Source organism: Pseudovibrio axinellae, assembly GCF_900110875.1.
GTDB classification, from domain to species: Bacteria; Pseudomonadota; Alphaproteobacteria; order Rhizobiales; family Stappiaceae; genus Pseudovibrio; species Pseudovibrio axinellae.
In genome coordinates, this window is sequence record NZ_FOFM01000009.1 from 93,743 (window position 1) to 106,002 (window position 12,260).

The 12,260-nt window shown below is 50.0% G+C and carries 12 protein-coding genes; 9 read left to right on the top strand and 3 right to left on the bottom strand.

The annotated features are described in order from the left end of the window. Nucleotides 1-3 precede the first annotated feature (3 nt). From BMZ51_RS17865 to BMZ51_RS17900, 9 genes are all read left to right on the top strand, one after another. Nucleotides 4-1,155: a thiolase family protein gene (locus BMZ51_RS17865; protein WP_068004809.1), complete on the top strand. Its 1,152-nt coding sequence runs from the start codon at nt 4-6 to the stop codon at nt 1,153-1,155. Between the two features lie 5 nt (nt 1,156-1,160). Further along, entirely contained in the window at nt 1,161-1,418 is a 258-nt protein-coding gene (locus BMZ51_RS24355) for a nitronate monooxygenase family protein (RefSeq protein WP_203416149.1), read from the top strand. Continuing rightward, nucleotides 1,419-2,120 carry an NAD(P)H-dependent flavin oxidoreductase gene (locus BMZ51_RS17870; RefSeq protein ID WP_203416147.1) on the top strand — a complete coding sequence of 234 codons (702 nt, stop codon included), beginning with the start codon at nt 1,419-1,421 and terminating at the stop codon, nt 2,118-2,120. A gap of 221 nt (nt 2,121-2,341) precedes the next feature. After that, nucleotides 2,342-3,016 carry a TetR/AcrR family transcriptional regulator gene (locus BMZ51_RS17875; RefSeq protein WP_082825594.1) on the top strand — a complete coding sequence of 225 codons (675 nt, stop codon included), beginning with the start codon at nt 2,342-2,344 and terminating at the stop codon, nt 3,014-3,016. 177 nt (nt 3,017-3,193) lie between these two features. Further along, nucleotides 3,194-3,604: a c-type cytochrome gene (locus tag BMZ51_RS17880; RefSeq protein WP_208979565.1), complete on the top strand. Its 411-nt coding sequence runs from the start codon at nt 3,194-3,196 to the stop codon at nt 3,602-3,604. Beyond that, nucleotides 3,601-5,055, top strand: a complete 1,455-nt coding sequence (locus tag BMZ51_RS17885; protein ID WP_068004804.1) for a D-arabinono-1,4-lactone oxidase — start codon at nt 3,601-3,603, stop codon at nt 5,053-5,055. The genes BMZ51_RS17880 and BMZ51_RS17885 overlap by 4 nt, the downstream gene beginning before the upstream one ends. Nucleotides 5,056-5,071: 16 nt before the next feature. Continuing rightward, a complete protein-coding gene (locus BMZ51_RS17890) occupies nt 5,072-6,313 on the top strand; it encodes an alanine racemase (RefSeq protein ID WP_068004802.1) in 1,242 nt (413 codons plus the stop codon). Continuing rightward, the gene (locus BMZ51_RS17895; protein ID WP_068004801.1) at nt 6,298-7,479 is read left to right on the top strand and encodes a DUF819 family protein; all 1,182 of its coding nucleotides are present in this window, start codon (nt 6,298-6,300) and stop codon (nt 7,477-7,479) included. The genes BMZ51_RS17890 and BMZ51_RS17895 overlap by 16 nt, the downstream gene beginning before the upstream one ends. Nucleotides 7,480-7,699: 220 nt before the next feature. Beyond that, nucleotides 7,700-8,323, top strand: a complete 624-nt coding sequence (locus BMZ51_RS17900) for a DUF2971 domain-containing protein (RefSeq protein ID WP_068004799.1) — start codon at nt 7,700-7,702, stop codon at nt 8,321-8,323. A 430-nt stretch (nt 8,324-8,753) separates the two neighbouring features. Here the strand turns inward: BMZ51_RS17900 and BMZ51_RS17905 are convergent, their stop codons facing one another. The 3 genes from BMZ51_RS17905 to BMZ51_RS17920 form a co-directional block, all read right to left on the bottom strand. Continuing rightward, nucleotides 8,754-9,212 carry an RrF2 family transcriptional regulator gene (locus tag BMZ51_RS17905; RefSeq protein ID WP_074882213.1) on the bottom strand — a complete coding sequence of 153 codons (459 nt, stop codon included), beginning with the start codon at nt 9,210-9,212 and terminating at the stop codon, nt 8,754-8,756. Between the two features lie 688 nt (nt 9,213-9,900). Then, on the bottom strand, nt 9,901-10,263 hold the full coding sequence (locus BMZ51_RS17915) for a VOC family protein (protein WP_068004796.1): 363 nt from the start codon (nt 10,261-10,263) through the stop codon (nt 9,901-9,903). A 251-nt stretch (nt 10,264-10,514) separates the two neighbouring features. Then, nucleotides 10,515-12,257 carry an FAD-dependent oxidoreductase gene (locus tag BMZ51_RS17920; protein WP_068004795.1) on the bottom strand — a complete coding sequence of 581 codons (1,743 nt, stop codon included), beginning with the start codon at nt 12,255-12,257 and terminating at the stop codon, nt 10,515-10,517. Nucleotides 12,258-12,260 lie beyond the last annotated feature (3 nt).

Below are 12,260 nucleotides of genomic sequence, written 5' to 3' on the forward strand. Positions count from 1 at the left end.
ACCATGCAAACATACATATATGACGCTGTGCGCACAGCCCGTGGTAAAGCAAAACCGGAAGGTGGGCTCGCGGCTGTAAAGCCCGATGAGCTGGTGGCTGCCCTGAGCGACGCGATCACAGACCGGGTCGGACAGTTTAAACCCGAAGCATTACTGCTGGGCTCCGTCGGACAAGTCGGGGCTCAGGGTGGCAATATCGCTCTCGTTTCCAAATTTCGCGCCAAACTGCCCGATGAAACTGTCGCCTGGACCATCAACAATTTCTGTGCCTCTGGACTCACTGCAATTGGGCAAGCTTCTTCCATGGTCGCGACAGGGCAAGCAAACCGTGTGCTCGCAGGGGGCGTAGAAATGATGTCGTGTGTGCCATTTATGGCAGATGATGCGCACTACTACGTGGACACCACCTTACCCGAACGCCACCGCTATCTGCTGGTTGCACTCGCCGCTGACAAGCTCGCAGAGGATTTGGATATTAGCCGTGCAGAAATGGACACTGCCGCGCTGCGGTCCCATGCTCAGGCTTTGCTGGGTGATGATAATGGGAAAAATGCGTCGCGGATCATCGTGAATGGTTTGAACCGTGAAGAGTGCGCAAAGAAAATGGATCATGAAAGCATAGCAGCACTGCAACCGGCATTTGCTGCACTTGCCCCTCAATACGCTCAGGTTTTGGGACGTAAGGTTGACCATCGCCATACAATAGCACACGCCCCGCCTATGACTGACGGAGCAGGTCTGGCAATGGTCGGCACCTACGGTGCGATTGATGCCCCTCCCCGCGCCCAAATTGTTGCATTTGCCGAAGTCGGTGGTGATCCTGCCGTTTCACTGGGTGCTGGTTTCGCTGCGATGGATCAGGTGCTCGCAAAGAGCGAGTTATCCTTGGAGGATATGGACCGCATCGAGTTCATGGAGGCATTTGCAGTCACCATCGTAAAGTTCTTACGTGACCACCCGCACCTTGAAGATCGGGTCAACACCAGTGGTGGGCACCTCGCAAAAGGCCACCCACTTGGAGCCTCTGGCGCAATCTTAGTGTCCACATTACTCGATACACTGGACATGGTGCAGGGACGCTACGGGCTCGTTGTTGCCTCCGGTGCGGAAGGCATTGGCAGTGCAATGATTGTTAAGCGGATGGACGAGGGCTAAAGAAAATGAGTTATGACTTAGTCCCCCATCTCAGACTTCCGGTGATCTGTGCACCCATGTTTTTGGTGTCTGGTCCTGAGCTAGTCATTGCTGCCTGCAAATCCGGTATTGGCGGGGCTTTCCCCTCAACCAATTGCAGAACCCTTCAAGAGCTTGAAAGCTGGATGTTGCAGATTTCAAACTCGATTGAACCGGGTGATGCTCCGTGGATTATGAACCTCATTACCCACTCCACCTATCCTAGGCTTGAGGAGGAATTGTAATTGGTTGCAAAATATCAACCTCCTGTCGTCATAACCGCACTTGGCTCGCCAAAACCAGTCATTGAAACTGTCAGATCGTATGGTGGTATGGTTTTTGCCGACGTCGTGAACCTGAAGCTTGCGCGCAAGGCGGCGGATGCAGGTGTCGATGGATTGGCTTGTATTAGCGCAGGTGCAGGCGGTCATACAGGACATCTGTCACCTTTCGCCTTCATTTCTGCGATCCGGGAGTTCTATAGCGGTAGAATTGCGGTGGGCGGGGGTATTTCCGATGGAGCAGGCATAGCAGGGGCGATCGCAGCCGGAGCTGATCTTGTCTATATGGGAACACGTTTTCTACCAACATTTGAAAGCGTTGCCCAACCAGAATACAAACAGATGGTCGTGAATTCAGATGCAGACGACCTTATCGTCAGTTCAGTTGTTACCGGAACAGATGCTTCTTGGCTTCGTGCAACACTGGAAGCTGCCGGAATAGATCCAAACTCGCCTTCACATGCGCGTAATTATTCCGGCAAAGATGCTGCGAAGCGATGGCGAGACATTTGGGCGGCTGGACAGGGACTGGGTCGCAGTAAACAAATCGAACCACTCTCAAAAATCGTTGACGATCTGCACCGAGAGTACACGACAGCGATTGAGCGGGTTTATCGCGTTACCGGCATTTCAATGCAAAAAGGGCTGTCTGTCTCTCCACCTTGAGCAGTGATGAAACCACCAAAATCAAATCTACATGGTTCCTGATCTTCAGTGAACTCTAAAAGCAAAGCCGAGTTATAGCTTCAAATCAGGAAACGGAAATTTATTCAGAAAATTATTCTCTTTTATTCCATCTCGTCATTCCGCATAGTAATATACGTAGAAATAAGTAGAATCAGGCTTTCCGTTCTCTTGCGGTCGGAAAGCTCTTGGGGCGAGAAGAAATGAAATATACGTCAATGCAAGATTTACAGGCGCTGGCGAGCAATAAACTGAAAACACGGCCCACTCCCAAGCAGGCCCGTGCATTGTTGCGCGTCCAGGAAATCCTAGTGACCACAGCGCAAGTTCTTGAACGGCACCCTCCAGCAGACCTCTCAACCACATTAATCGCCGAGAATGCAGGGATTCCGGTTAGCTCTATCTATCGCTATTTTCCTGGTATCGAAGATCTTTTGGACGAGCTTTATGAGCAGGCAACGGAGCAGTTGAACGCACAAATCATGGCGGTGATGAATGAATGGACGCCGGCGGAAGACTGGAAAGAGAAACTTTATAAAGCACTGAGTGTCATCCGGGTCTTCCTCAATGAACACCCATTTTACCGCGCACTGCACCTGCTGATCATGGCGCGTCGCGGCCCGCAGACATTGCAGGAAGAGCGCCATAAGCCTTTTACCCAGTTCCTGGCAGAGCGCTGGCGTAACGGGCTTGATGGTTTTTCCGGCGGGGATGCAGATGTGGTGGCTCGCATTAGCGTCCAGATGGCGCTGACATTGGAAGATTTGATGGCGCGCCAGACGGATCCAGAAAATGAGACTGTGTATTTCGATGAACTGAACAAAGCCATGCAACAGTATCTGCGGCTTTATCTCAGCCAAAACGAAGCAGTTGACTAAAGCTATTTTTGAACAGGAGATGTTCAAAAAACGGGTTAAAGCATTGTGGCATAATATTTTTTGCCGCCCGAAACTAAGCAATTTGACGGGGAGTTCTAACGCTTCACAAGGGCACCGATATCTCTGTCAGGTTGAAACATATGTAACAGACTTTGCGCATTCCGGTGGGAGGGAAGAGTGAGAAAGAATGTATTGGTTGCTAGCGCCCTATTAGTTTTGTGCGCAGCAGCTTTAACAGGTGGCATCATGTGGTGGAATGGCGGCTTCGCCGTTCAGGCTACAGTTATTGCGCCATCCAAAGCCGATATTTCAAGAGCAGAAACTTTGATGCCAACAGATGGCTCACTTGCAAAAGTCTACGCACGTTCCTGCATGGCTTGCCATTCCGTGGCAGACGCACAGGCCCCACTGACGGGTCACATAAATGGGTGGACCCAGCGGTTTTCAGAGCGTGGCTCTCGCGGGCTTCTCAAATCCGCAAAAGAGGGCTTTGGCAACATGCCAGCTATGGGCCTGTGCACCGATTGTACGGATGAACAATACACCGCATTGATTTCTTTCATGTCTGGTAGGGAGGACAGCCAATGAAACTTTCACGCAGAACTCTATTGAAGCTTGGTCTTGGAGCCGGAGCACTCTTGGCGGTCCCTGTCGGTATGCAGGCGCACTGGAGCAGTAAAGATTTTACCCGTTCAGACTACTCCCCTACGGCCCCCAAAGCCCCGGCGGGACGCCGCAGTTGGCGCAACTGGTCAGGGCGCTATACCGCAACACCTCAAGAGATTTACTCTGCACCCTCAGAAGGTGAGCTGGCTGAAAAAATAGCCAACTGGGAAGGTCGAATCCGTCCAGTGGGCAGCGGGCACTCCTTCATTGACATTGTGCCTACTGAAGACTTGATGATTGATGTGGGACAACTGTCCGGCCTTTATGATGTCGACAAAGAAAACAAGACTGTCACATTCGGTGCAGGGACACGCTTACGACAAGCAGCACGTTTAGCGGCAGAGCAAGGTTTGGGTTTTTCAAACCTGCCTGATGTCGATGTACAAACACTTGCTGGGTCTTTCAGCACGGGAACCCACGGCACCGGACGTACATTGCACGCCCTGCATAATACGGTCAAAAACTTCCGATTGATCAGGCCTGACGGCGAAGTCCTTAATGTCTCCAGAGATGAAAACCCAGAGCTGTTTGATGCTGGCCGTGTTTCGCTCGGGTCCTTGGGGGTGATCAGCCAATATACCTTGCAACTGGTTGATACCTACGCGTTGAATCGGAAGATTTACTTCCTCAAAACAGAGGATGTGCTCGACCAGTTCATCGAGCTCTCAAAGGCTCACAGGAATTTTGAATTCTTTATTCTTCCCAACACCGGGTACTCCGCTCTGCTAACACACGATTTGTACGAGGGAGAACTTGAGGGGCGGCCACCAAGCCAGGATGAAGACTTCATTCTTACCCTCAAACAGCTGCGCGATGTACTTGGCTGGTCGCCTTGGTTGCGGCGCTCCGCTTTCAAGGCATATGTGAACACGCTCATTCCTGAAAGCGGCCTGGCCGAGGACACGACTGATGAATACTGGAAGCTTCTCTCCAGCTCTCGCATCACAAAAATGAACGAGATGGAATATCATATTCCGGAGGCCAACGCGCAAAAGGCAGTCAGGGAAGTGGCCGCTGTTATGGACAGCAGTAAGGAGTCTTTCTACCCCATCGAGGTTCGCTTTACTGGTCAGGATGATGCTTGGTTGAGCCCGTTTAACGACGGCGTCCGGTGTTCAATCGCAGTACATACGCTCCACAGTGAAAGTTACATGCCGCTTTATGATGCGGTGGAACCAATCGTCCGAAAATATGGCGGACGGCCTCACTGGGGCAAGTTTCACTCACTGGATGTGCAACACCTGGACGAACTCTATCCCAATTTCGCGCAGTTCAGAGAACTGCGCCGAGACATGGATCCAACCGGAAAGTTCCTTAACACACGCCTTGCCAGCATTTTTGGTGAGGACTTTGGCGCTAGTTCCACAAGTTAAACGGGTAACATCGACAATGGAAAAGCCAGAGGCCGAGTACTTTCATAATGTGACAGCCGCGTTGAGAGCCCACGGTGTGTGCCAGCCTACGCTGGTTCTGGACCTCACACGGCTGGACCATAATACAGAAGCAGCGATGTCCGTGGTTCGAAACGGCTATAATCTGCGGATCGTGACTAAATCGCTGCCTTCGCCCCCGCTCCTCTCTCATATTATGGAGAAAGCAGGCACGAAGCGGCTGATGTGCTTTCATATTCCGTTCCTGCTGGAACTGACCCGCACTTTCCCTTCCGCGGACATCTTGCTGGGCAAACCGATGCCAGCAAGTGCCGTAAAGTGGTTTTACGAACAACAAAGGCCTGCCGGTAACTCATTCGATCCGGCAAAAAGCCTTCACTGGCTCGTGGATAGTTTGGAGCGGCTGAAGGACTACGAAACGATAGCCCTTTCCCTCGGGCTGGACCTTCAAATCAACCTGGAAGTCGACATTGGTTTGCATCGGGGCGGTTTCTCCTATCAGAGCCATAAGGAGTTTGGTGAGGCGCTGGACTACATCCACAACTCCTCCTGCCTGCATCTTAGTGGCTTGATGGGCTATGATGTTTTTATCACCCACGTACCGCAAATTTTATGCGGGAAGCAGAAGTGCATTGAGGCCGCTCATACACGGTATCGGCAGTTCCGTGGGATGGTGGAGGCCAAATTTACACCAGAAGACGTTGCAGGCATGAATTTCAATACAGGAGGGAGCACGACATACCCTTTGTACGATCAAGCTGGGCCTGCTAACGAAATCTCGATGGCCTCTGCACTCATTCAGCCAACTGACTTTGATAGAAAAGTGCTCTCGCATCATCAACCGGCAGCCTTCATTGCAGCACCGGTTTTGAAAGTCATCGACAAGCCACAAATACCCATGCTGCCCCGGCTTTCCAAGGTCCTGCGCATGACAGGCCAAGTACCGCACAAAGCCTGCTTTCTTTATGGCGGCAACTGGCTGGCTGAACCCTACTACCCAAGCGGGACGAAATGCTCTTCTTTGTTCGGGCGCTCCAGTAATCAAGAAATGTACGAGTTGCCGAGGGACAGTAACCTGAAAGTAGATGACTACGTATTTTTCCGACCCACGCAGAGCGAAGCGGTTTTGTTGCAGTTTGGCGATATTGCTGCCTTCGATGGCACCAACATTGTCGACCGGTGGCCTGTATTAGGGCAAACCCATAAGGAACAAGAGGCGGGACTATGCTCATTATCCTGATATTGTTAATCATCCCAGCGTTTATGATTGCGCTGGCGCAAAAATTTCCTTTGCTGGATCGGTTTGGCGTTGTCCAGCTAACTTTTGCTATTGGTTTTGTCATCGCGGCATTCGGAATCTTCGGCAATATTGACGAAGGCATGACTACGCGCACGAGCCTGGCTGAAATCAGCGTGGCATTGGCTTTGCCCATGATCCTGTTTGCTTCAAACATTAAAAAGGCACTGAGTGACGCCCGCGAAGCACTGCTTGCAATGGCGACTGCCGTATTCTCTGTCATCTTGGTGAGCTTTGTCGGCGTTCTCATCTTCTCCGAACAAATCAATGAAATCTGGCAGGTTTCCGGTATGGCGGCTGGAGCTTATACCGGTGGCGGCGTCAACATGGGGGCCATCAAGACCGCCATTAATGGCGATCACGATATTTTCCTGTCCATGGTCACCTACGACATCATTTTTTCAGGCTTATACTTGCTAGTGATTTTGTTCTTTGGGCAAAAACTAGCAGGCTTGTTTCTGCGTCCCTATGAAGGCCGCAAGGCATTGGAACCGGTCGTGACAGACGATGCGGACCCAATGGCAGATGAAACTGCTCGTGGTTACAACCGTTTGCTCAAGGTCTCTGCGTTGCCAGGATCTGTTTTGTCACTTGTAGCGTCTGTGCTCATCGTTGGCGCTTCAGTTGGTATTTCTCAGCTCTTCTCCACGGAAGTCGCGCCGATCGTTATTATTCTCAGCATCACGACATTGGGCTTGCTAGGGTCTATGATCCCGCGCCTTCACGCCATCGCAACAAGCTTCCATCTGGGAATGTACCTGATTATGGTCTTTTGCGTGACCACGGCCACCATGCTGGACATCTCAGTTTTCACCAATATCAACTGGGCACTCGGCGGCTACTTCACCCTGATCCTTGCCGGATCGATGTTGCTTCAGGGAATATTGTGCCGACTGTTTAACGTGGACCGCGATACCTATCTGATTGCCTCGGGTGCTGCCATCATGTCCGTACCGTTCATTCCCCTCATTGCAGGTGCCCTCAAAAACCGGGAGATCCTCATTCCGGGTATTGCGATTGCGGTTATTGGCTATGCGCTCGCGAACTACATGGGCGTCATTGTAGCAACCGCCAGTCGTTCACTCATAGATACCGGGCTCCCCTTTTAAGAGTTGGACTGGTGCGAAACATTACATAGGCGGGGTGTTGCAACTAATATGACGCAACACTCCGTTCTCAAAACGAGAATATACGGATAAGCTCTTGTTTTCAATTGCGAAAATGTCATCTACGAGCATCACTTCACAAGAAGCGCCTTAGGACTATCTGGAGGTGGCATAAGATCGCTGTAACAAGCTAAATTAGCGGGGGGATTACCATATAGCAGATGTGCAGACAAATTTACCAGCGGAGACAACTGAGGAAGAGTTGTTTGACGCGATAACCAATCAACTACATCTCTGTTATCAAACGCTGAACTTTCAAGCTATTCCGGAGGAACTTGGTTTCGGCATTTTTCAAGATCGCTGGAACAACTCCACCATTTCATTGCAACAATATAGGAAAGAGTTTAGAAAAATCTGGGACGGGAAAAATTATCTCGATAAGTTTTATAAGATAAACGAGGGTGTTCTTAAACAGCTTCAATCTTCTAGAATACTATGTCTGACCCGGTCCGCCTTCATGCATAATATGTGGGGGTATTACGGGGAAAGTCACAAGGGGGTGGCTTTGGAGTTTCAAGCTCCAATCTGTACTCAGTCGAGATTTACCCAAGCTTGGGAAGTAGATTATCTCGATCAGCCCCCTGTAATTGCAAGTTTGAATGACATCGTCGGATGGCTTTTTCAGCAGCTTGAGCCTCTTCCAACACAAATTGCAAGGGCAATGTTTACTACTAAGCACACCGATTGGCTGACTGAGAAAGAGTATCGAATAATCACCACGCGTGAGAATGCTAACTCGGATTTTGATGATCTCCCGTTTGAGGACAATGAGCTGAGAGCTGTCTAACTAGGCGCAAATATGTGCGACAGTAATAAGGACGAGATTTTGGAAATTGTTACAGAAAACTACGACTCCTCTGTAGCAGTAAAGAAAATCAAAAGGGTTGAGCGGAGCTATGGGCTTGAAGCAGTTGACCTAAAGTTCGCGCCCTAACTGTGAACTTAGATTTGAAGCAGGGTACCCTTTCCCAAAAAAAGTGGTCAGCGCTAACCTCGTCTCGCATAAAATTACAAACGGGCGGTCACAGTTGATATGGAGCATTAGCCAGATACCTATCTACTAAAGCCCGCCTAAACCCGCCTTTCAGATCTTTGCAATCTCTCCATCGATACCATCTGCTCCAATATACAAATCATAACCGCGAGCATGGTCAAAACGTATTAAGCAGTGGCGGCTCGTTATCAGGGTAGCACGCGCCACCACACCAAGCAGATTGTTACATGAGTTTTTGGGTTGTATCGGTTAAAAGCGCTTGCGGAACAGGGAGTCCAGAGACTGCAGCTTCGACTGTCATTTCGTCAAGCACTTGAAGAAATGCGTTTGACGCACGGTGCATCAACGGCTTTAGCCGGCACGATGGAAGAAAGCAGCATTGGACGTCTTCAGGCTTCTGGTGCCGCAGGCATTCAACGACTGCAAAGTCGCTTTCAACGGCTCGTACTACATCACCGACCGTAATTTCTTTCGCATTTCGGCCAAGTTTGAAACCACCTCCGCGCCCGCGCATCGTCTCAAGGATCCCTGCATGTGAAAGCTGGTTGACCAACTTCATCACATGTCCTTTAGAAAAACCCTGCTGAAGGACGACCTGGTCGATCCGATGATTGGTCTCGGGTTGCATGGCACACTGCATAACGAGTCGCAAAGCGAAATCACTTGCCTGATTTAAGCGCATAGAGAGGCTCCAAAGATATATTCTGTATGTATCATAATATCATAATTTTCGAAAACTCAATTCGCTTGATCAGATCCAACCTGTTTAACATATTGAAAAAACAATATTTATAGAAGCCATCGATTCAAAATTCAAAGGCTAAAAGATCTAAAGTAAATATTTCTTTTAGTCGAAATTATGTGCTAAAGATATATTCAATGTATATCTTATAGTGGAGGTGCATCAATGTTACCAGCCATAGTCTTGATAGCTGAAGTACTCGCTGTTGCGTGGTTTGTTATCTTCTTGACGATGATAACGAGCACATATCTTGACGGGAGAAGCTACGGTCTAGGAAAGAAAAACAAGGTAGAGCTGGCCTTTCTCAGGCATATCCGCATCTTCGTAATAATCGGGGTTTCTACCGCTTGCCTTCTGTCACTTGCAGATGCTTTCGAAATGATCTGACGGCTAACGGAGAGACATATGAAAATATACAACTACCTACCCGCTTTATTTATCTGGGGTATCGTCCCTGCGCCATTATGGATCTGGTTATGCCTGTCTTTCCTGATCTAAGCCGCACCTAAAGACCACACAGATCTGCGAGTAACAAATGAAATTTGCTGGGTATTGCATCCAGCCGAAGAAAAGCCAGAAGCGGGGGTGCCCTCCGTTTCTGGCGCAATTTCACTCAAGCAAATAGTGGCTAACAGTGGAAATTTAGCTTGTTGCCATCAGGGTCTCTGCAATAGGCACCGTAAAACGATTCACCGCGCAGCCCAGGAGCTCCTTCATCGTCAGCCCCCAACCCCAGCGCAATCGCGTGCATTTCGTCTACAGTTTCCTTATCAGGCACACGTAACGCCACCATGCTGCCATTGCCAAAGCTGGCATCATGGCCATCAAACGGGGTGTTGAGGACGATCAACGGTTTGTCTTTCCCAAACCCCCAAGCAAATAGCTTATCATTTTCATAAAGTCGTTTCGCGCCAATTTTTTCCAAAATGGCATCATAAAATGCACAGGCGCGTGTTAGGTCGTTTGTGCCCAAAGTAACATAGCCGATCATGAGGTATCCTGATCTAATTGATGTACTTGAAAATTCATAAAAGCGAGCGCAGAACCCGCCTGGAGACCTAAGTAAACAACATGGATGCCGTAAAGTAAACAGAAGACTGGAGCATGCGACAGGTGTCTTTTTTAGAGAGCTGGGCTTGCGCAGGCATAAACTGAAACCGGACATCTACCTGCGGCAGGTAGGTGGGATCCGTGGCAGGCGCAAAGCTCCCCACGGATCGAGTTTATCAAATCATGGATTCATCAACCGGAAGCTGGCCATGCATCAAAGTTTTGCTTTTCAAACTGCATGCCCCCTTTTTCATCCTGCCACATATTGATCCAGGCCTGCCAGTTCTCAATATCCACCTCAGGGTAATCCAAGCGATAGTGACCGCAACGACTTTCGGTACGCATGATTGAAGCCTTGAGTTTCATCTCAGCCGTTATAATCATGTTCTCCGTTTCATGAGCCAGACGCAAGCGATGCAAGTCATCTGCCACAAGCATAGGCACGTGGTGGTCCCGAAGTTCTTCCACATAAGCCAAAGCACCTTGCATCATGCGTTCTTTCTTCATGTAAAGCACAAAGTTCGGAATCATAACGCCTTGCAAGACCTGCGTGACCCATGCTGGGCTGTAGCCTCTTTCGCGAACGAGCGGGGCGAGCATTTCTTGTTGTACACGTTTGAGCTGCTGGTGGGAGGCAAAGAGATCTTTGGCGTCTTTACTGGCCTTAGCTGCTGCTTCGCCCGCAATTGCCCCTTGTACCGCTGACCCAGTTATCGGCGCCCCCATCTGGTTAAAAATACACCCCTGCATGTAGGAGCCGAGCGCATCACCAGCTGCATAAAGCCCAGGAAGAGTCGTCAAACCCGCTTCGTCTATCGGTACGAGCCCTTCCGCCTTGTGCATGGCCATACCAGCCGTTGAGCCTCCAACAAGTTCCCTGTTCGGATCAGGAGCAGTCGAGGTCATGTTCTTAGTCAGACCAAGCAAACCACCTGTCTCATCAGGGGCGGGCGCTGGGTCAAAACTTCTATAGCCCTCCGGAGCATGAGGCGCGTCATCTTCGCTTGTATGCTCCATCTTTTCAGGCGTACGCGCCGTAACAGGTCCGCCCTTTGTGTAGGCTTCATAGTTCAACGCCATACTGTGATGGTAGGTGATATCCTCTGCAATCACGGAAGGCATTTGTTCTGTACGGCCATTCCAGTTGTCGTAGCTGGATCCGGAATCCTCCGCAGTTGTCAGCCGACCGTCGTTCCACTCCTTACCAGTCACCTTTGCCCCGATTTTGTACGCCATAATCGTACCATCGTGGGTAAGGTCACTAATCGGATAACCATTGGGCTTGAATGCGCCAGCACCAGTGCAAAGGATGGTTGTTTTGGTGTGGAAGTGTATCACCTTGTTTTCATTCAAGCTGAAACCAGATGCACCGACAACGCGCCCTTTTTCCTTCAAAAGGTGAGTGATCATCACCCTTTCGTGCAAGGGAATCTCGCGCTCATTTATAGGGCGCATAAAACTCTCATTGTACAATGGCGAGTTGAAGAAGCCCCATTTCTTTAAGTCATATATCCGCTCTGCCGAATGTTCTGCCAATTGGCGGGTGAACACTGGGTTATTGGTATAGACCGAGGACTTTGAAATGTTCTTCACAAAGTCATCAACACTCATCGTGCTGTTGTCTTTGTCAAAGCTATAAAATCTCTTCGCGTGAGGTGTCAGGCCCGAGGCGCCTAGGCGTCCCTTCGACACCATAGTAACATGCGCCCCGTTGTCATGCGCGTTTACCGCTGCAAACAAGCCTGCCATGCCCCCACCGATGATCAAAACATCCGTTTTGTGCTGCTCGACGGTAAACTCACCTGGTGCCGCCTTGCGCGGGTTTTGTTCCACAACACCAGCTTGTGTTGGAAGTGAGGAAAGGGCCGCCGTACCAAGAATGCCGCCTGCAGCCCCAAAAAGCTGCCGCCGTGAAAGATTCAGTTTATTCGTCATAAC

Bases quoted from the DNA above. Each gene is read 5' to 3' on its own strand.
- BMZ51_RS17865 (WP_068004809.1), top strand. From the start codon at position 4: ATGCAAACATACATATATGACGCTGTGCGCACAGCCCGTGGTAAAGCA.
- BMZ51_RS24355 (WP_203416149.1), top strand. From the start codon at position 1,161: ATGAGTTATGACTTAGTCCCCCATCTCAGACTTCCGGTGATCTGTGCA.
- BMZ51_RS17875 (WP_082825594.1), top strand. From the start codon at position 2,342: ATGAAATATACGTCAATGCAAGATTTACAGGCGCTGGCGAGCAATAAA.
- BMZ51_RS17885 (WP_068004804.1), top strand. From the start codon at position 3,601: ATGAAACTTTCACGCAGAACTCTATTGAAGCTTGGTCTTGGAGCCGGA.
- BMZ51_RS17890 (WP_068004802.1), top strand. From the start codon at position 5,072: ATGGAAAAGCCAGAGGCCGAGTACTTTCATAATGTGACAGCCGCGTTG.
- BMZ51_RS17895 (WP_068004801.1), top strand. From the start codon at position 6,298: ATGCTCATTATCCTGATATTGTTAATCATCCCAGCGTTTATGATTGCG.
- BMZ51_RS17905 (WP_074882213.1), bottom strand. From the start codon at position 9,212: ATGCGCTTAAATCAGGCAAGTGATTTCGCTTTGCGACTCGTTATGCAG.
- BMZ51_RS17915 (WP_068004796.1), bottom strand. From the start codon at position 10,263: ATGATCGGCTATGTTACTTTGGGCACAAACGACCTAACACGCGCCTGT.
- BMZ51_RS17920 (WP_068004795.1), bottom strand. From the start codon at position 12,257: ATGACGAATAAACTGAATCTTTCACGGCGGCAGCTTTTTGGGGCTGCA.